We start from the raw sequence: 18,573 nt of genomic DNA on the forward strand, positions 1-18,573 counted from the left end.
CGAGCGTTTCACAAGACCTGAATTGGAGTGGACATTCTAATTGCGCCACTGGTGTGGGGAATCGCACAACAATGTCGCCCGCCGCCTGCATGGAGCAGGCATGCCGGATGCCTGCAACGCAGGACATTGCAGGCTTGCGCGGCCAATACCTCATGACGTGAGGCTCCGTGCCAGCGCGTCCGCATTCTGCGCCGTCAGCGCGAACACTGACAATTGGGGATTGGCCCCCACGCTGGTCGGGAACACCGAGCCGTCGAACACCGACAGGTTGGCCAGCTGGTGGTGGTTGCCATGGCTGTCCACCACGCCGCCGCGCGCATCGTCGCTCATGCCGCAGCCGCCCATCAGGTGCGCGGTGAACAGCGCGGTGCGGAACGGCTTGAGCGGCAGTTGCGCGATGGCGTCGCGCGCCTCGGGCCAGCTGCGGTACTCGGCCGCGTCCAGGTGGGCGGGCCGCACGCGCGCCGCGCCGGCGGCAAACTGCGCCTGCGCCATGCTCAGCCACGCGCGCCGCACGCCGTCCCAGGCGTAGTCGCTCATCTCATAGTCCAGCAGCGGGCTGCCGTCGGCCGCCAGCCGCACGCGCCCGCCCGTGCTCTCTGGCACAAAGCCGTCGCGCAGCAGTGCCAGCATGGCGTTGGTATGGGGCAGTTGCGCCATGTCGCGGCGCAGCGCCTCGCCCACGCCGTTGACCACGCCCGCGCTGATGCCGGGGAACAGCGGCGGCACCTCCAGCTTGTAGCCCATCGGCCCGGTCGCGCCGTCCTTCCACTGGAAGTGGTCGGAAGCGATCGACTGCGGTGCGCCATAATAGGGATCAATGCGCTCCGGCATTTTGGCGATGCTGATATTCACTGGATGGATAAATGTGCGCAATCCCAGCCGCTCATGCGGGTCCGGCACGCGCGAGCGCAGCAGCAGCGCCGGCGTGTTGATGGCGCCGCCGGCGGCGATGAAGTGTTTGGCCCGCACGATCACGCCGACGCCGGTGGGCGTATAGCCGTCCGCGCCCAGCGCCTCGCCGGTGACCGACTGCACGCGCTTGCCGTCATGGTCCAGCGTGCGCACGCGCACGCGGTGCACCAGCGTCGCGCCGCTGGCCAGTGCCGCCGGGATGGTCGATACCAGCATCGACTGCTTGGCATTGACCGGGCAGCCCAGCCCGCAGTAGCCGGAGTTCCAGCAGCCCTTCACGTTGCGCGGGATCACGTGCCATTCCCAGCCCAGCGTCGCGCAGCCGCGCTTGAGCACGTCGTTGTTGGGATTGGGTGCCATCGCCCAGGGCGCGATGCCAAGGCGCTCTTCCACTTTCCTGAACCACGGTGCCATGTCGGCCTCGCTGTGGCCGGTGACGGCGTGATGCGTGGCCCAGTGCGCCAGCGTCTGCGGCGGCGTGCGGAAGCTCGATGACCAGTTGACCGTGGTGCTGCCGCCGACGGAGCGGCCCTGCAGGATGGCGATGGCGCCGTCGGCCGTGGTGCGCGCCGCGGCCTCCTGGTACAGCTCGCGATAGGCGCGGTTCTCGTCCATGTCGCGGAAGCTGTCCGAGGTGCGCAGCGCGCCTTCTTCCAGCAGCACCACGCGCAGGCCCGCGCGGCTGAGCGCCTCGGCGCTGATGCCGCCGCCCGCGCCGCTGCCGACGATGACGACGTCGGCATCGAGCGTGCGCGTGGTGGTGAAGGTTGCAGCGTCCAGTACCTTCCAGCCGGCGGCGATGCCGGCGTCGTAGAGATTGTCGATGGCCATGTCGGGGATCAGGCGTGCAGCGCCTTGTAGACGGCCGCGTTGGGGCCGGGATAGCCGCTGCCCGCCCATGCGGCCGGCAACACGTAGTAGCCCACGCTGGTGAGCTTGACCAGCACCACCGCGCCGGCATTGAGCGTGGCCAGGCGGCTGGCGCGCCAGCGCGCCAGGAAGGACTGCACCTGCGTGGGCGTGGCCGCGCTCCAGTCCTGGCGGATGCCGGTCAGCGCCCAGCGCAGCGGCATGCTGGCAAGCAGGCCGAACAGCTTGCGCAACTCGGCTTGCGCGCCCGCGCCCATCGCGGCGCAGGTCGCGTCGATATTGCTCAGCGCGTCCTGCTCCAGGGCCGCGCGCCGTGGCGGCGGGGCTTCGGCCAGCTCGGTGACGATGGCCGGCAGCAGCGCGCGGAACATCGCCACGTCTTCCGGGCGCAGCCAGGTCATGCCGGCCTGCGGCGCGGGATCTGCCGACGAGCAGCCGGCCAGCGACGGCACCAGCGCGGTACAGGCCAGCGCGGCCGAGAAGCCGAGTCCGACCTTCAGGAAGCCGCGCCGCGTCAGCGCGTGCAGCGCCTCGGCATCGGCATCCGCACGACGGTGTGGATGATTGGGGGCCATGTTGTCTCCTTGCGTCGGTCTCTTGTATTCAGGCGCGGGCAGGCCCGCATTGACGCTACCCGGAGTTTGGATAAAGATCGGTGCCCGGTCTTGATCCCGCACGACAGGTGATTTGATGCCACGCGCCAACCGGCCCGACGGCGGTGCCAGTGGTACGCAAGCGGGCACCGCATTGGGCACCGTCTCGCTCGCCTACCTCCGCGCCGTGCTCGACCACGGCGCGCGCCAGGGCATTGCCCCGGCCGAACAGCTGCGCGCCGTCGGCGTGCCGCCCGAGCTGCTGCACGCCACCGGTGCGCAGACCGCCACGCGCATTCCCGGTGCCGCCTACCTGGCGCTGCTGGACTGGCTGGAGCAGGTTACCGGCGATCCCGATGTCGGCCTGCGCGCCGGCGCCGCGTTCGCGCCGCGCCACTATGCCGAGATGGGCTACGTGGTGCTGACCACGCCCACCGTGCGCGATGCCATCCTGCAAGGCATCCGCTATGAGGTGCTGGCCAACGATATCGGCGCCACCCGCCTGATTGAAACGCCGCAGGCCGCCTGCATGACCTGGGAGGCCCGGCATGGCCCGCTGTCGCGCCATGCGCATGAGCTGCACATGGCAACCTGGGTGGTGTTCGCGCGCTGGCTGATCGGTGAGCAGCACGTGGCCACCCAGGTGGAATTCCCGCATCCCGCGCCTGCCGATACCCGGCTGCACGCCGAGGTGTTCGGCTGCCCCGTGGTCTTCAACGCCGCGCGCCATGCCATGCACATCGAACGGGCCTTGCTGGACCTGCCGTCGCTGCAGGCCGACGCGGGCATGCAGGCGCAAATGACCCGCATCGCCGATACCCAGCTGCAGCAGATCGCGCCGGCCGGGGCCGACGCATTGGCGCAGGCGCGTGCCTATATCAGCGGGCGGCTGCCGCAGGGCGAACTGCCGATTGCCGACGTGGCCGCGCACCTGGGCATGCCCGTGCGCACCCTGCAGCGGCGGCTGCAGGCGCAGGGCATCAGTTATTCACAGCTTGTGGATAACGTGCGGCGCGCGTTGGCGGAGCAGTACCTTGCCGATCCCGGCATCAGCCTGGCGCAGTGCGCGATGCGGCTGGGCTATTCCGAGCAGAGTGCCTTCACCCACGCCTTCAAGCGCTGGACCGGTGAAACGCCGCACGGCTGGCGGCGCAAGGGACAGGCCGCTTAGTGTCCTGTTCCGCAAATACCTTGCCATGAAATCGCCCAGTTGGCCGCCATGCGTCGTTGCTCGTCGTTGCCATAGCTACGGCAATGGCGCCTCCTCGCGCCTAGCCTGACGACCAACTGGACGATTTCATTTTGGCAAGCCATCTGCGGAACAGGACACTGGTGCCCGAATGTTGCGGCCACGCCTTCGTGATCCGCGAAGCCTGAAAAAAACCTCCCGGTTTCAAACGCACGACTGCATCCCACAGCGCAAGCGCCTCCGGGGTGGCATCGCGTTGTTTCATGTGCGCCAAACGCCGCTGGAAATCCCAAAAAATTAGAACCATTCTTCAACTCACGGCATTGACCACCTGCCCTGCGCTTCCTACGATGACATCCATCAATGTCACAATAAACACTGTAATAACGGTGAGGAGCGCCCATGAATGCACCCGCGGAGCTGCCGCAGCAGGCATCCCCTGCCCTTGAGCACACAGACATTGCCATCATCGGCAGTGGCTTTGCCGGCCTCGGCATGGCGATACGGCTGCGCGAGCGCGGCGAGCGCAACTTCCTGATCTTCGAGAAGGCCGGCTCCGTCGGCGGCACCTGGCGCGACAACCATTACCCGGGCTGCGCCTGCGATGTGCAGTCGCACCTGTATTCCTTTTCATTCGCGCCCAACCCGGACTGGTCGCGCATGTTCTCCACCCAGCCGGAGATCCGCGCCTACCTGGAAGGCTGCACCGACCGCTTCGGCCTGCGCCCGCACCTGCGGCTGCACCATGAACTGCGCCACGCCGCCTGGGACGAGGCCGCGCAGGTGTGGCGGCTGGAGATGGCCGACGGCAAGGTGGTGCGGGCGCGCGTGCTGGTCTCCGGCATGGGCGGGCTGAGCCGGCCTTCCTACCCCAATATCCCGGGGCTGGACTCGTTCGAGGGCGAATGCTTTCACTCGCAGCACTGGAACCACGCCTATGCGCTCGCCGGCAAGCGCGTGGCCGTGATCGGCACCGGCGCCAGCGCGATCCAGTTCGTGCCGCAGATCGCGCCGCAGGTGGCGCAGCTGGACCTGTACCAGCGCACCCCGCCGTGGATCATGCCCAAGCCGGACCGCGAGGTCAGCGCGACCGAGCGCTGGCTGTTCCGCCGCCTGCCGTTCACGCAGACGCTGGTGCGCACCGGGATCTACTGGATGCTGGAATCGCGCGTGCTGGGTTTCGTGCTGAATCCGAAGATCATGAAGGTGGTGGAGCGCGTCGCGCGCCGCCATCTGGCCAGGCAGGTGCGCGACCCCGCCCTGCGCGCAACGCTGACGCCCGACTACACCATCGGCTGCAAGCGCGTGCTGATCTCCAACGACTACTACCCGGCGCTTGCGCGCGACAACGTGGACGTGGTCACCACCGGCATCGCCCGCGTGGAGCGCGACGCGGTGGTGCTGCGCGACGGCACCCGCCGGCCCGCGGACTGCATCATCCTGGGCACCGGCTTCCATGCCACCGACCCTATGCCGCGCGGCGTGATCTCCGGCCTTGACGGCGTGGACCTGGTCGATGCCTGGCGCGATGGCGCGCAGGCCTACCTGGGCACCACCGTAGCGGGCTTCCCCAATCTGTTCTTCGTGGTCGGCCCCAATACCGGCCTGGGCCACAGCTCGATGGTGTTCATGATCGAGTCGCAGGTGGCCTACATCGCGGACGCCCTGCAGCAGATGCGCCGCGAAGGCGTGCAGGCAGTGGACGTGCGCGAGCCGGTGCAGCGCCGCTTCAACGAACGGCTGCAGGGGCGGCTGGGCCATGCGATCTGGTCCGCCGGCGGCTGCGCCAGCTGGTACATCGACCCGCGCAGCGGCCGCAACACCACGCTGTGGCCGGGCTTCACCTGGCAGTTCCGCCGCGCCACGGCGAGCTTTCGCATGACCGACTACGACCTGTACCCGGTGCGGCGCGCGTTGCCGGACGAGGCCGCAATGCAGCCCGGGTCGGCCGATATTGCCACGGTCGCCGGTGCCTGACGCACACGCATTCCCCCCGATTCACACCCAAAAGAACGACATCACCGGAAGGAGACCGGACATGAAGGACTTCCGCAACAAGGTTGCCGCCATCACCGGCGCCGGCTCGGGCATCGGCCGCGCGCTGGCGCTGGCGCTGGCACGGCAGGGCTGCCACCTGGCGCTGTCAGACCGTAACGAGGCCGGGCTGGCGCAGACCGTGGCCCAGGCCATGGCCGCCGCGCCGCAGGCCCGCATCACACAACACACCGTGGATGTAGCCGACCGCGCCGCGGTCTACGCGTGGGCCGCCGCGGCCGCCGAGGCCCACGGCTGCATCAACCTGATCTTCAACAACGCCGGCGTGGCGCTGTCCAGCACCGTCGAGGGCATGAGCTACGACGACCTGGAATGGATCATGGGCATCAACTTCTGGGGCGTGGTGTACGGCACCAAGGCCTTCCTGCCATACCTGAAGGCCTGCGGCGACGGCCACGTGGTCAACACGTCGAGCATCTTCGGCATCTTCGCCCAGCCCGGCATGGGCGCCTACAACGCCAGCAAGTACGCGGTGCGCGGCTTCACCGAATCGCTGCGGCAGGAGCTGGACCTGATGGACTGTGGGGTGTCGGCCACCACCGTGCACCCGGGCGGCATCAAGACCAATATCGCCCAGGCCAGCCGCGTGTCATCCAGCGTCAACGGCTTCCTGGTGCGCGACGCGCAGCACGGCAAGGATGAGTTCGAGAAATTCTTCATCACCTCGCCCGACAAGGCCGCGCGCGTGATCCTGGAGGGCGTGCGCCGCAACCGCCGGCGCGTGCTGATCGGACCCGACGCCTATGCCGCCGATGCCATGGCGCGGCTGCTGCCGGCTGCCTACCAGTCGCTGGTGGTGCGCGAGACGCGCCGCAAGCGCGATCTGGGCCCCGCTGCGGCACCGGCCTCGATCGGCCAGGGAGAGCGCCCGTGAACCGGCTCGCGATCGAACAGGATGCTTCGTTGCTTGCACCACCGGGGGTACTGACGCGCTGGTTCGGGCAAGGCCGCGTAGGGCTGTTCAGCCTGTCGCGCGCCACGCTGGCGCAGCGCCATGCGCTGCCGGCCTCGCGCTGGGTGCGCGTGCTGGATGCGATGGTGCACTACACCGACGAAGGCCCCGCCGACGGCGAGACCCTGGTGCTGATCCACGGCTTTGGCGCTTCGCTGCATACGTGGCAAGGGATCGTGCCGGCGCTGGCGCAGCACTATCGCGTGCTGCGGCTGGACCTCGCCCCGTTCGGGCTGACCGGGCCGCTGCGCGATGCGCGCGGGCGCATCGAAACCATGGACGTGCACCGCTACCGCGACTTCATCGATGCCTTCCTGGCCGCGGTGAACGTGCGCCGCGCCAGCATCATCGGCAACTCGCTGGGCGGGCTGATCGCGTGGGATCTGGCGGTGCGCCGGCCCAGTGCGGTCGACAAGCTGGTGCTGATCGACGCCGCCGGCTTCCCGATGCGGCTGCCGATCTACATCGACCTGTTCCGCCATGCGCCGGTGCGCTGGTCGGCACCGTGGATGCTGCCGGAGTTCATCATCCGCGCCGCCACGCGCGACGTCTATGGCGATGCCTCGCGCGTGCCGGAGTCCACCTTTCGCCGCTACGTGGACTTCTTCTACGCCGAAGGCAGCCGCGAGGCCGTCGGCAAGATGGTGCCCAGGCTGGACTTTGCCCAGCTTGACACCCACCTGCTCGGCAGCGTGCGCGCGCCCACGCTGGTGCTGTGGGGCGAGCGCGACCGCTGGATCCCGCCCGCGCACGCGCAGGCCTTCACCGAGCGCATCCCCGGCGCGCAGCTGCGCCGCTACGCGGGGCTTGGCCACGTGCCGATGGAAGAAGACCCGCAACGCGTGGCGGCAGACCTGCTGCCGTTCCTCGCCGCCCAATGAATTCCCACCGGCGCAGCACGCGCCGGCCTTCACCCAAGGAGACCGCCATGATGCCAGTCCGCCGCGACGTGCATCCCCACCTGCCGCCAGAACGCATCAGCGACTGGCACGAACGGGGCCGTCACGTCACCCATTTCATCAACGCGCTGTCGATCTTCTTCCCCGCCGGGGAGCGCTTCTTCATGGACAGCGTGCGCAACTACCGCGACCAGGTGAAAGACCCCGAACTGAGCCGCGCCATCGCCGGCTTTATCGGCCAGGAAGCGATGCACACGCGCGAGCACATCCTCTACAACCGGCTGATGGAAGACGCCGGCCTGCCCGCCGCGGCGCTGGACCGCACGGTGTGGAAACTGCTGGACGTGCTGCGCAAGATCCTGCCCAAGTCCTGGCAGCTGGCCCACACCATCGCGCTTGAGCACTACACCGCGATGCTGGCCGGCGGCCTGCTGCAGGATCAGCGCCACATGGGCGCGGCCTCTGAGACCGGCTACCGGCAGGTGTGGACCTGGCACGCGCTGGAAGAAACCGAGCACAAGGCCGTGGCCTACGATGTCTGGAACACGGTGATGAAGCCCGGCCCCTACCGCTACTTCCTGCGCACCTTCACCATGCTGACCACCACCGTGACGTTCTGGGCCATGGTGTTCGTGTTTCACATCGCGCTGGTGATGGGCGACAAGGGGTGCCGCAACAAGCTGACCGGGTTTGGCAGCGTGCTGCGCTTTTTGTGGGCCTCGCCCGGCGTGCTGCCCAAGATGATCCCGGAATGGCTCAGCTACTTCCGCCCCGGCTTCCATCCGTGGGACGACGACAACCGCGCCGAGCTGGCGCGCATCGCCCCGCTGGTCGAAGAGATCGAAGACACCGCGCGCGCCGCCGGCGTCTCTACCCGTGCGCCCTCGCTGCGGGGGGCCGCATGACCATCTGGCAGTGCCGTATCTGTGGATTCGTTTATGAAGAAGCGCTCGGCATGCCCGAGCACGGGATCGCGCCCGGCACACCGTGGGGCGCGGTCCCGCTGGAGTGGAGCTGCCCGGACTGCGGCATGGCGAAAGCGGATTTCGACATGGTTGCGCTATAGGCGGAGTTTTGAGGTCGGCAAGGGCTGAGGTGACTTGCCAACCGAAGGCGAAACTCCCCTCTCCCGCTTGCGGGAGAGGGGTGGGGGAGAGGGCCGGAGTGTCCACGAAGTGAAGCGCGTCGGCATGCCAGCGCCTGCCCTCTCCCCCGGCCCCTCTCCCGCAGGCGGGAGAGGGGAGCAAACCGCTGGCATGGTGCAGGCTGTCAGCACCCTACCCCATCAAACAAAAAGCCCGGCATCACTGCCGGGCTTTTCGCTTACCGCATCCTGCAACAGCTTCAGCTCTTGGCCACCACCGCCGCCTTGCCCTTGCCGAGCATGCGGTTGATCTGCCATTGCTGGGCGATCGACAGGATGTTGTTCACCACCCAGTACAGCACCAGGCCGGCCGGGAAGAAGAAGAACATCACCGAGAACACCAGCGGCATGATCATCATGACCTTGGCCTGCACCGGGTCCGGCGGAGTCGGGTTCAGCTTGGTCTGCAGGAACATCGACACGGCCATCACGATCGGCAGGATGTAGAACGGATCCGGCACCGACAGGTCATGGATCCAGCCCAGCCACGGCGCGCCGCGCATTTCCACCGACGACAGCAGCACCCAGTACAGCGCAATGAACACCGGGATCTGGATCACGATGGGCAGGCAGCCGCCGAGCGGGTTGACCTTCTCGGTCTTGTACAGCCCCATCATCTCCTGGTTCATCTTCTGCGGGTCGTTCTTGTAACGCTCGCGGATCGACGTCATGCGCGGCTGCAGGTCCTTCATCTTGCCCATGGACTTGTAGCTTGCCGCCGACAGCGGGAAGAACACCAGCTTGATCAGCACCGTCAGCGCGATGATCGACCAGCCCCAGTTGCCCAGGAAGCCGTGCAGCTTCTCCAGCAGCCAGAACAGCGGCTTGGCCAGGATGGTCAGCCAGCCATAGTCCTTCACCAGCTCCAGGCCCGGGGCGATCTTCTCGAGCATGTGCTCTTCCTGCGGGCCGGCGAACAGGCGTGCATCGGTGGTCACCGTGGCGCCCGGGGCCAGTTCACCCAGCGGCTGCTGGACGCCCACGCGGTACAGGTTCGGGTCGATCTGCTGGACGTAGAAGCTGTGTTCCTTGCCGGTCTGCGGGATCCAGGCCGAGGCAAAGTAGTGCTGCACCATCGCCACCCAGCCATTGTTGGCTGCGGCCGGCACGCTGGCCTTGCCCTTGGCCACGTCTTCAAAGCTGATCTTGTGGTACTTGTCGGCGTCGGTGTAGATGGCCGGGCCGGTGAAGGTGCTGTAGAACTGCGACTGCTCGACCTTGCTGCCGTCGCGCGCCAGTTCCAGGTACAGCGTCGGCGAGACCGGCGCGGCGCCCGCGTTGGTCACCGCGAACTTGGTGTCGACCACATAGGTGCCCTTGTGGAACACATAGGTCTTGGTGAACTTCACGCCGCTCTTCTCGGCGGTCAGCGCCACTTCCAGCTGCTCGGCGCCGTCCAGCGTGCGCGGGCCCGGGGCGGCGGTGAACACCGTGGTGTGGTTGGGCAGGTCGCCGCCGATCAGGCCCGAGCGTGCCATGTAGGTGCGCACGTTGTCGCGCTCGAACAGCACCACCGGCTTGCCGTCCTTCTCATGCTCCTTGAGCAGCTCCAGGCGCGACACAATGCCGCCGGCGGTGTCGATCTCGGCGCGCACCGTGTCGGTGGTCACCACGATCTTCTCGCCGGCGGGCTGGGCCGCGGCCTGCGGCGCGGCCGGGGCAGCGGTACCCGCTGCGCCTGGCGCCACGTTGGCCTTGGGCACGTCGCCCTGGGCGACAGCGCCGCTGGCGGCGGGCGCCGAAGCGGCCTGTTGCGTCGTGCTCGGGAAGAACATCGACGCATGGCCTTGGGAGCGCTGCCAGTTGTCGTAGAGCAGCACGAGGGCCATCGAGAAGATGACCCAGAGGATGGTGCGTTTGATATCCATGTCTGGCTGTGGTCGGAGAAATCAGGGTCTGGGCAGACGGATCGCAACAGGCGCATGGCCTGCGGCGGCATGGACGGAACGGCCCGCGTGGGTGTCCGGCCTGGCAGTGTCGTCAGCTTCCGTGCCCGGCACGGGATCATACCCGCCTTGGGCGAAAGGATGGCAGCGGCACAGCCGGCAGGCGGCCATCCAGCTGCCGCGCGCGGCGCCGTGATGGATGACGGCGTCGCGGGCGTAGTCGGAACAGGTCGGCAGGAAGCGGCACTGCGAGCCCAGGTAGGGACTCAGGGCGATCTTGTAGATACGCAGCAGGGCTAGCAGGATTCGCTTCATGGCAGGCGGTTCAGGCCGGAAGGCCCGGTGGCTGGCTTTGCGAGGGGCTCGCCGGTGGCGCCGCGGGTGGCGGTGCCGAGGGCGAGGCAGGCGGTGCGGGTGGCGGCAGTGGCTTGGCCGCTACGTCGAGCAGGCTGGCGATTTCCGCCGCGCATGCCCTTCGGACCGCCGCGCGCGTCGCAAATTCCGCGCGCGGAAACTTGGCTTGCAGGCGCAGCAGCACGTCGCGCCCCGCCAGGTGCTCACGGCGCTGGCGGAACAGCTCACGCGCCATGCGCTTCACCAGGTTGCGCTCAGCCGCGCGCGGCGCGAACTTCTTGCCGACCACCACGCCAAGCCGGCCTTCCGGACGGTCATTGGCGCGCACGTAGAGCACGAAATGCGGGCTGCGCCGCCGGGGCCGCAAAGCAAAAACGGATGAAAACTCATCCGTCTTTGTTAGCCTCGCGGCTTTGGGGAAGGCATGGGCTGACACGCTGGGTGACACTGGTGAGCGCTGGCGAATACTACTGCTGGCGCAAAAGCGGCGCCCCGCGGCAAGCGGCCGGCCGACCTGAAGCCGAGGCGGTGGGCATTGACGGCCACGCGGCACGGCTGCGGTACGCTGCAGCCGGCGCCGGGCGCGCCGTCAGGCCAGTCGCCCGGGCCTCAGATGGCCAGGCGCTTGCGGCCCTTGGCGCGGCGTGCGTTGATGACGGCACGGCCGCCGCGGGTCTTCATGCGCACGCGGAAACCGTGGGTACGCTTGCGGCGGGTAACGGAAGGTTGGTAGGTACGTTTCATGTTGCACTCTCTGGTTGATCTTGGCTCGCCCGACTCCGGCCAGTGCCGGGGTGCCGTGGCCGCCGCGTATGGTTCGCATGGGGCTGCCGCTTGCAAGGAACTGCAGCGGCGTATCCGACGATTCTGGTTCTGTCTTGCTGCCAGCCGTGCTTACGCGTGTGCAGGTAGCTAACCTGTTAGCGCGGACGGCACGAACAGGCCAGACCGGCGATGCGCATACGTGATCCCCTGCCGCATCGCAGAACCCGCCATTTAAACGATTTTCTCCGGCGCTGTCAAGGCGCAAGTCTGTGTGCAAGGGCACAATTGCCACAGCGCCCTGTGGCCCGTGGTGCCCCATTGTCCACAACAGCCGGTGGGTAACTGCATGTGCCCCGAGGGCCACCTCTACCGCAGTCATCCACAGGCGAAGTCCCTGTTTTGCCTGGGATTTTGCCCGTTTCCACACCCCGCAAAGCCGCATCACAGCAAGGGTTGTGCACACAAATCCACTGCATTTGCACAAGTTATCCACAGACTTATCCTTTGTGGATAACTCAGCGGCGGGTATACAATCCGGGTCCAAACACAACACGGGCTGCGTGGCGCAGGCGCAACCCGGGCCCCCACTGCGGCAACGCATGACTGAACGCACGCCAGTGCGGCGAGCCTGAAGGCTCGCTGGCGGCTGCATGGCATGCCGCGGAGGCCTTGCCGAAGGGAATTAATTCCCAATACGGCTGGGTGGGCCCGGATCGCGCGACGACTACGCCGCTTGTGGCGGACCGGGGGAACCGCTGGTCAAGCGGCCGGGTACGTTTACCAAACAACAAACAATGCAAGATTTCTGGCAGGCGGCAGCTGCGCAACTCGAGCGCGAGCTGACGCCGCAACAGTTCAAAACGTGGATCAAGCCGCTGGCGCCCGTTGCGTTCGATGAAGAAACGCACGCGCTGCGCATTGCCGCGCCCAACCGTTTCAAGCTGGACTGGGTCAAGAGCCAGTTTTCGGGGCGCATCACCGCACTGGCCTGCGAGTACTGGGAAGCGCAGGTCAGCGTCCAGTTTGTGCTGGATCCCGCCGCGTCGGGCCGTGCCGCTGCCTATATGCAGCCGGCCCAGCCCGGCATGGGCCCGGGCGGCATGGACGGCCACGCAGCACCGGGTACAGGCATGGCCGGCTATCCCGGCGCCCAGCCGATGGGCGGACAGGCCCCGTTTGCCATGCCCGGCCAGCCTGGCTATGGCGAGTACCCCACCGCAGCCGCGTACGGCATGGGCCAGCCGCAGTACGGCAATCCGGCCGGCATGCCGTCCGCAGCCCCGGTCCCGGCCGGCGCGCGCGCCCAGGCCCCGGGCATGGGCGGCCAGCACCCCGGCCAGCACCACCCGCAGCACGGCGCCGACATGGGCGAGATCGACGTAGTCCACATGGACCCCGCCGAGGCCAGCGCCCGCTCCTACCGCATGCAGCCGCAGCAACCCCAGCAGCCGCACCCGTCCCATCAGCCCCACCCGCAGATGGCCGGCGCCACGCCGATGCCCGGCCACCAGCCCAGCGACACGGTGCATGAGCGCTCGCGCCTGAACCCGATCCTGACCTTTGACAACTTCGTCACTGGTAAAGCCAACCAGCTGGCGCGCGCCGCGGCCATCCAGGTGGCCAACAACCCGGGCAAGTCGTACAACCCGCTGTATCTCTATGGCGGCGTGGGCCTGGGCAAGACTCACCTGATCCACGCCATCGGCAATTACATGCTGCTGGAGAACCCGCGCGCACGCATCCGCTACATCCACGCCGAGCAGTACGTCTCTGACGTGGTCAAGGCGTACCAGCGCAAGGCGTTCGACGAGTTCAAGCGCTACTACCACTCGCTGGACCTGCTGCTGATCGACGATATCCAGTTCTTCTCCGGCAAGAACCGCACGCAGGAAGAGTTCTTCTATGCCTTCGAGGCCCTGATTGCCAACCGGGCGCAGGTGATCATCACCAGTGATACCTACCCGAAGGAAATCAGCGGCATCGACGACCGCCTGATCTCGCGCTTCGACTCGGGCCTGACCGTGGCCATCGAGCCGCCCGAGCTGGAAATGCGCGTGGCCATCCTGATGAAGAAGGCCGCCGCGGAAAGCGTCAACGTGCCCGAAGAGGTCGCGTTCTTCGTCGCCAAGCACCTGCGCTCAAACGTGCGCGAGCTGGAAGGCGCGCTGCGCAAGATCCTGGCGTTCAGCAATTTCCACGGCAAGGACATCACCATCGAGGTGACGCGCGAAGCGCTCAAGGACCTGCTGACCGTGCAGAACCGCCAGATCTCTGTGGAGAACATCCAGAAGACCTGCGCGGATTTCTACAACATCAAGGTCGCTGACATGTACTCGAAAAAGCGGCCTGCCAATATTGCACGGCCGCGCCAGATTGCGATGTACCTGGCCAAGGAGCTGACGCAGAAGAGCCTGCCCGAAATCGGCGAACTCTTTGGCGGCCGCGACCACACCACCGTGCTGCACGCCGTGCGCAAGATTGCCGACGAACGCAGCAAGGACGCGCAGCTCAACCATGAGCTGCACGTGCTGGAGCAAACGCTCAAGGGTTGATGCATGGCCGGTGCCCGGGATGCCCCGGGAAAGGCGTTTTGAAGGGCCGGCCCCTCGGGGCTGGCATACTGTAGGGTGCGCGCCATGGACATCCCGTGGCGCCTGGGGAATTAACGTCAGCGACGCCGGGGCAAGTGACCGGAAAATAGCCACTGATAAGGCTTTGCGGTGAGTCGGGACGGGATGGCAAGTTCGGTTTGCGCCAGCGTGGCTTTTTGTGCACAGCTGGCCCGCCCGCCGGTCCCGCCCCGCTTCACCGCAGCGGCTTATCCTTGGTACAATGGCACATTAACTCCTTGATTCCTAAGTGAATTTGGAGTTGTTTGCGTTCTGCGGTCGCCGATTACAAACGACGAAGGATAAATTCAATGCAATTGGTCAAAACCTCGCGAGACAACCTGCTGCGTCCGCTGCAAATCGTGAGCGGCATCGTGGAGCGCCGCCACACCCTCCCGATCCTGGCCAATCTGCTGATTCGCAAGTCCGGGTCCAACGTTTCCTTCCTCTCGACCGACATCGAGATCCAGATCACCACGCACGCGGAATGCGGCGTCGGCAGCGACAGCGTTGCCACCACCGTGGCCGCGCGCAAGCTGCTGGACATCCTGCGCGCCATGCCTGACGGCGACGTGGCCCTGTCGCTCAACGACAAGCGCATGACCGTGCAATCCGGCAAGAGCCGCTTTGCCCTGCAGACGCTGGCCGCAGAGGAATTCCCCACCGTTGCTGAAGCCAGCGAATTCAACGCCAGCGTCAGCCTGCCGCAGAAGACCTTCAAGCACCTGCTGGCGATGGTCCACTTCGCCATGGCGCAGCAGGACATCCGCTACTACCTGAACGGCATGCTGCTGGTGGTGGAAGGCAAGAAGGTCATGGCAGTCGCCACCGACGGCCACCGCCTGGCGTACTGCGGCGTTGAGCTGGAAACCGAAGCCGCCGGCATCGGCGCGCGCCAGGAAGTCATCATCCCGCGCAAGACCATCCTGGAACTGCAGCGCCTGCTGGAAGACAACGACGATCCGGTGCAGGTGCAGCTGGCCGCCAACCAGGTCAAGTTCACGTTCGCCAATATCGAGCTGATCTCCAAGCTGGTGGAAGGCAAGTTCCCCGACTTCCAGCGCGTGATCCCCAAGGGCTACAAGAACGCCTTCGCGATCGACCGCGTGCAGCTGCAGCAGGCGCTGCAACGCACCGCGATCCTGACCACCGACAAATTCAAGGGCGTGCGCTGCATCCTGGACACGCACATGCTCAAGATCAGCTCCACCAACGCCGACCAGGAAGAGGCGCAGGAAGAGCTGGAACTCGATTACTCGGGCGACGCGCTCGATATCGGCTTCAACGTGACCTACCTGCTCGACGTGCTTGCCAACCTGAAGACCGAGCAGGTGCAGGTCAGCCTTGGCGACTCGAATTCGAGTGCGCTGATTACCGTGCCGGAAGACGACAACTTCAAGTACGTCGTCATGCCGATGCGCATCTGATGATCCGGTAGCAGGACTACAGATACAGAGATACCGGAGCAGCAAACGGCACGCTACGACACCCGCCTCATCACGGGACGTCTCTTCGCAGCGGGGGCAGGATCGAAAACGATCTGCCCCTTTTGCCGTTTTTAGTAACCCGCCATGCGGAAAGCCAGACGCCCTGCCAATGTGCCGGCGCGGCCGGGTTTTCACATCAGCCGTGAGTAGAAAGACATGACCGAACAGCAGAAACCGCAACAGGAAAACACCTACGGAGCCTCTTCGATCCAGATCCTGGAAGGCCTGGAGGCGGTACGCAAGCGCCCGGGCATGTATATCGGCGACACCTCCGACGGCACCGGCCTGCACCACCTGGTGTTTGAGGTGCTGGACAACTCCATCGACGAAGCGCTGGCCGGCTACTGCACCGAGATCCAGGTCACCATCCACAGCGACAACTCGATCTCCATCGTCGACAACGGCCGCGGCATCCCGCCCCTGGTCAAGTTTGACGACAAGCACGAACCCAAGCGCAGCGCGGCAGAAATCGCCATGACTGAGCTGCACGCCGGCGGCAAGTTCAACCAGAACAGCTACAAGGTCTCCGGCGGCCTGCACGGCGTGGGCGTGTCCTGCGTGAACGCACTGTCCAAGTGGCTGCGCCTGACCGTGCGCCGCGACGGCCAGGTGCACCTGATCGAATTCGCCAAGGGCGACGTGCAGAACCGCATCGTCGAGACCGTGCCCGGCCCCGACGGCCAGCCCGTTGAAGTCTCGCCGATGAAGATCATCGGCGCCACCGACAAGCGCGGCACTGAAGTGCACTTCCTGGCCGACGAAGAGATCTTCACCAACGTCGAGTTCCACTACGAGATCCTCTCCAAGCGCATCCGCGAGCTCTCGTTCCTGAACAACGGCGTGCACATCAAGCTGGTCGACCAGCGCACCGGCAAGGAAGAAGACTTTGCCTTCTCCGGCGGCGTGAAGGGATTTGTCGAATACATCAACCGCTCCAAGAGCGTGCTGCACCCCACCATCTTCTACGCGAACACCGAAAAAGACGGTATCGCCGTGGAAGTGGCCATGCAGTGGAACGACGGCTACAACGAGCAGGTGCTCTGCTTCACCAACAACATCCCGCAGCGGGATGGCGGCACCCACCTGACCGGCCTGCGCGCCGCGATGACGCGCGTCATCAACAAGTACATTGAAGAGAACGAAGTCGCCAAGAAAGCCAAGGTGGAAACCACCGGCGACGACATGCGCGAAGGCCTGTCGTGCGTGCTCTCCGTCAAGGTGCCCGAGCCCAAGTTCAGCTCACAGACCAAAGACAAGCTGGTCTCGTCTGAAGTGCGCCTGCCGGTGGAAGAACTCGTCGGCAAGGCCCTGAACGACTTCCTGCTGGAAACCCCGGGCGACGCCAAGATCATCTGCGGCAAGATCGTAGACGCCGCCCGCGCCCGCGAAGCCGCCCGCAAGGCCCGCGAAATGACCCGCCGCAAGGGCTTGATGGACGGCATGGGCCTGCCCGGCAAGCTGGCCGACTGCCAGGAAAAAGACCCCGCCCTGTCAGAACTCTTCCTGGTGGAGGGCGACTCCGCAGGCGGCTCCGCCAAGCAGGGCCGCGACCGTAAGTTCCAGGCCATCCTGCCGCTGAAGGGCAAGATCCTGAACGTAGAGCGCGCCCGCTTCGACAAGATGCTGTCCAGCCAGGAAGTGCTGACGCTGATCACCGCGCTGGGCACCGGCATCGGCAAGGACGACTACAACCTGGAAAAGCTGCGCTACCACCGCATCATCATCATGACCGACGCGGACGTGGACGGCTCACACATCCGCACGCTGCTGCTGACGTTCTTCTACCGGCAGATGCCTGACATCATCGAGCGCGGTTATGTGTATATCGCGCAGCCGCCGCTGTACAAGATCAAGCACGGCAAGGAAGAGCGGTATATCAAGGATGATGTCGAGCTCAATGCTTATCTGTTGAAGCTGGCGATGGAGAAGGCTGTGCTGGTGCGGCCGGATGGGTCGGAGATCAATGGGGATGCGTTGACTGAGTTGGCGCGGCAGTATCAGCTGACTGAGGGGGTGATTTCTCGGCTGTCACGTGTTGTTGATACTGATGCCCTGCGGGCGATTGCTGATGGGGTGGCGCTGGATCTGGATAGTGCGGCGGCGGCTGAGGCTTCGGCTGTGGCGTTGAAGGCTAAGTTGGCTGAGATGCATGCCAAGACGTTGATTGGCGCTGCCGTGAATGATGACGGCACTGCTGACGTTTATGCGCAGTTTGATGAGAAGACTGACAAGCATCGGCTGATGATTGCTCGTCGTCATCATGGCAACGTGCGGCTGTCGCATCTGGATGCGGACTTTGTCCACGGGGCAGATTACGCGGCGCTGTCCAATGCGGCCAAGACGTTCCAGGGGCTGACGCCTGAGGGGACTAAGGTGCAGCGCGGGGAAGGTGAGAAGCTGAGAGATCAGACGGTCAACGATTTCCATGGCGCAATGCAATGGCTGCTTGCTGAGGCTGAGCGCGGCGTTTCGCGTCAGCGCTATAAGGGTCTGGGTGAGATGAATCCTGAGCAGCTGTTTGAGACGACGCTGGATGTCACCCAACGACGGCTGCTGAAGGTGCAGATTGAGGATGCTATTGCGGCGGATCAGATCTTTACCACCCTTATGGGGGATGAGGTGGAGCCGCGGCGGAACTTTATTGAGAGTAATGCGTTGGTGGCGCGGAATATTGATGTTTGATGTCCAGTTGTAGATAGGTGTTGGCGCCGATCCAAATCTGAGCCACCGTGCCGACTGAATATTGAGCCAGGGGTGGAAGCCGACTTCGAGAGGGTCGGCTGTGGATAAGTGTAGGGCTTGGCCTGGTTCGTTGATCTCCTTTGTGCTGTTTTGATGGCGAGGGGGAAGCCGCG

15 protein-coding genes are annotated in these 18,573 nt (G+C 65.7%); 9 read left to right on the plus strand and 6 right to left on the minus strand.

Annotated elements, in window-relative coordinates; all coding sequences use genetic code 11:
* Nucleotides 1-150: 150 nt before the first annotated feature.
* Nucleotides 151-1,746, minus strand: coding sequence for a GMC family oxidoreductase (locus RS901_RS06245; RefSeq protein ID WP_316152046.1), 1,596 nt, complete (start codon nucleotides 1,744-1,746; stop codon nucleotides 151-153).
* An 8-nt stretch (nucleotides 1,747-1,754) separates the two neighbouring features.
* Complete coding sequence (locus RS901_RS06250; protein ID WP_316152047.1) at nucleotides 1,755-2,360, minus strand: hypothetical protein; 606 nt, start codon at nucleotides 2,358-2,360, stop codon at nucleotides 1,755-1,757.
* A 115-nt stretch (nucleotides 2,361-2,475) separates the two neighbouring features.
* Here RS901_RS06250 and RS901_RS06255 point away from each other — a divergent pair, with 115 nt between their 5' ends.
* The 6 genes from RS901_RS06255 (at nucleotide 2,476) to RS901_RS06280 (ending at nucleotide 8,539) form a co-directional block, all read left to right on the plus strand.
* On the plus strand, nucleotides 2,476-3,549 hold the full coding sequence (locus tag RS901_RS06255; protein ID WP_316152049.1) for an AraC family transcriptional regulator: 1,074 nt from the start codon (nucleotides 2,476-2,478) through the stop codon (nucleotides 3,547-3,549).
* A gap of 420 nt (nucleotides 3,550-3,969) precedes the next feature.
* A complete protein-coding gene (locus RS901_RS06260; protein ID WP_316152051.1) occupies nucleotides 3,970-5,544 on the plus strand; it encodes an NAD(P)/FAD-dependent oxidoreductase in 1,575 nt (524 codons plus the stop codon).
* 61 nt (nucleotides 5,545-5,605) lie between these two features.
* Complete coding sequence (locus RS901_RS06265) at nucleotides 5,606-6,496, plus strand: SDR family NAD(P)-dependent oxidoreductase (RefSeq protein ID WP_316152053.1); 891 nt, start codon at nucleotides 5,606-5,608, stop codon at nucleotides 6,494-6,496.
* Nucleotides 6,493-7,455 carry an alpha/beta fold hydrolase gene (locus RS901_RS06270; protein WP_316152054.1) on the plus strand — a complete coding sequence of 321 codons (963 nt, stop codon included), beginning with the start codon at nucleotides 6,493-6,495 and terminating at the stop codon, nucleotides 7,453-7,455. Before RS901_RS06265 ends, RS901_RS06270 begins: the two co-directional genes overlap by 4 nt.
* A gap of 47 nt (nucleotides 7,456-7,502) precedes the next feature.
* Nucleotides 7,503-8,378, plus strand: a complete 876-nt coding sequence (locus RS901_RS06275; protein ID WP_018314048.1) for a metal-dependent hydrolase — start codon at nucleotides 7,503-7,505, stop codon at nucleotides 8,376-8,378.
* On the plus strand, nucleotides 8,375-8,539 hold the full coding sequence (locus RS901_RS06280) for a rubredoxin (protein WP_035817912.1): 165 nt from the start codon (nucleotides 8,375-8,377) through the stop codon (nucleotides 8,537-8,539). Before RS901_RS06275 ends, RS901_RS06280 begins: the two co-directional genes overlap by 4 nt.
* Nucleotides 8,540-8,817: 278 nt before the next feature.
* Here RS901_RS06280 and yidC read toward each other — a convergent pair whose 3' ends face one another.
* The 4 genes from yidC to rpmH all read right to left on the minus strand — a co-directional run bounded on the left by yidC (nucleotide 8,818) and on the right by rpmH (nucleotide 11,601).
* On the minus strand, nucleotides 8,818-10,485 hold the full coding sequence (gene yidC / locus RS901_RS06285; RefSeq protein WP_316152059.1) for a membrane protein insertase YidC: 1,668 nt from the start codon (nucleotides 10,483-10,485) through the stop codon (nucleotides 8,818-8,820).
* Between the two features lie 21 nt (nucleotides 10,486-10,506).
* Complete coding sequence (yidD, locus tag RS901_RS06290; protein WP_316152061.1) at nucleotides 10,507-10,818, minus strand: membrane protein insertion efficiency factor YidD; 312 nt, start codon at nucleotides 10,816-10,818, stop codon at nucleotides 10,507-10,509.
* A 10-nt stretch (nucleotides 10,819-10,828) separates the two neighbouring features.
* On the minus strand, nucleotides 10,829-11,293 hold the full coding sequence (gene rnpA, locus RS901_RS06295) for a ribonuclease P protein component (RefSeq protein WP_085959671.1): 465 nt from the start codon (nucleotides 11,291-11,293) through the stop codon (nucleotides 10,829-10,831).
* Nucleotides 11,294-11,466: 173 nt separating this feature from the next.
* A complete protein-coding gene (rpmH, locus tag RS901_RS06300) occupies nucleotides 11,467-11,601 on the minus strand; it encodes a 50S ribosomal protein L34 (RefSeq protein ID WP_008650850.1) in 135 nt (44 codons plus the stop codon).
* A gap of 815 nt (nucleotides 11,602-12,416) precedes the next feature.
* Between rpmH and dnaA the strand changes: the two genes are divergently transcribed.
* The 3 genes from dnaA to gyrB all read left to right on the plus strand — a co-directional run bounded on the left by dnaA (nucleotide 12,417) and on the right by gyrB (nucleotide 18,400).
* A complete protein-coding gene (dnaA, locus tag RS901_RS06305; RefSeq protein ID WP_316152091.1) occupies nucleotides 12,417-14,174 on the plus strand; it encodes a chromosomal replication initiator protein DnaA in 1,758 nt (585 codons plus the stop codon).
* Nucleotides 14,175-14,542: 368 nt separating this feature from the next.
* Entirely contained in the window at nucleotides 14,543-15,658 is a 1,116-nt protein-coding gene (gene dnaN, locus RS901_RS06310) for a DNA polymerase III subunit beta (protein WP_316152093.1), read from the plus strand.
* Nucleotides 15,659-15,874: 216 nt separating this feature from the next.
* Nucleotides 15,875-18,400, plus strand: a complete 2,526-nt coding sequence (gene gyrB / locus RS901_RS06315) for a DNA topoisomerase (ATP-hydrolyzing) subunit B (RefSeq protein ID WP_316152095.1) — start codon at nucleotides 15,875-15,877, stop codon at nucleotides 18,398-18,400.
* Nucleotides 18,401-18,573: the final 173 nt, after the last annotated feature.

Source organism: Cupriavidus sp. BIC8F (assembly GCF_032465815.1).
Classification (GTDB): domain Bacteria; phylum Pseudomonadota; class Gammaproteobacteria; order Burkholderiales; family Burkholderiaceae; genus Cupriavidus; species Cupriavidus necator.

Excerpts from the sequence above, each read along its gene's own strand:
- RS901_RS06245 (WP_316152046.1), bottom strand. The coding sequence starts at position 1,746 with ATGGCCATCGACAATCTCTACGACGCCGGCATCGCCGCCGGCTGGAAG.
- RS901_RS06250 (WP_316152047.1), bottom strand. The coding sequence starts at position 2,360 with ATGGCCCCCAATCATCCACACCGTCGTGCGGATGCCGATGCCGAGGCG.
- RS901_RS06255 (WP_316152049.1), top strand. The coding sequence starts at position 2,476 with ATGCCACGCGCCAACCGGCCCGACGGCGGTGCCAGTGGTACGCAAGCG.
- RS901_RS06260 (WP_316152051.1), top strand. The coding sequence starts at position 3,970 with ATGAATGCACCCGCGGAGCTGCCGCAGCAGGCATCCCCTGCCCTTGAG.
- RS901_RS06265 (WP_316152053.1), top strand. The coding sequence starts at position 5,606 with ATGAAGGACTTCCGCAACAAGGTTGCCGCCATCACCGGCGCCGGCTCG.
- RS901_RS06275 (WP_018314048.1), top strand. The coding sequence starts at position 7,503 with ATGATGCCAGTCCGCCGCGACGTGCATCCCCACCTGCCGCCAGAACGC.
- RS901_RS06280 (WP_035817912.1), top strand. The coding sequence starts at position 8,375 with ATGACCATCTGGCAGTGCCGTATCTGTGGATTCGTTTATGAAGAAGCG.
- yidC (WP_316152059.1), bottom strand. The coding sequence starts at position 10,485 with ATGGATATCAAACGCACCATCCTCTGGGTCATCTTCTCGATGGCCCTC.
- yidD (WP_316152061.1), bottom strand. The coding sequence starts at position 10,818 with ATGAAGCGAATCCTGCTAGCCCTGCTGCGTATCTACAAGATCGCCCTG.
- rpmH (WP_008650850.1), bottom strand. The coding sequence starts at position 11,601 with ATGAAACGTACCTACCAACCTTCCGTTACCCGCCGCAAGCGTACCCAC.
- dnaA (WP_316152091.1), top strand. The coding sequence starts at position 12,417 with ATGCAAGATTTCTGGCAGGCGGCAGCTGCGCAACTCGAGCGCGAGCTG.
- dnaN (WP_316152093.1), top strand. The coding sequence starts at position 14,543 with ATGCAATTGGTCAAAACCTCGCGAGACAACCTGCTGCGTCCGCTGCAA.
- gyrB (WP_316152095.1), top strand. The coding sequence starts at position 15,875 with ATGACCGAACAGCAGAAACCGCAACAGGAAAACACCTACGGAGCCTCT.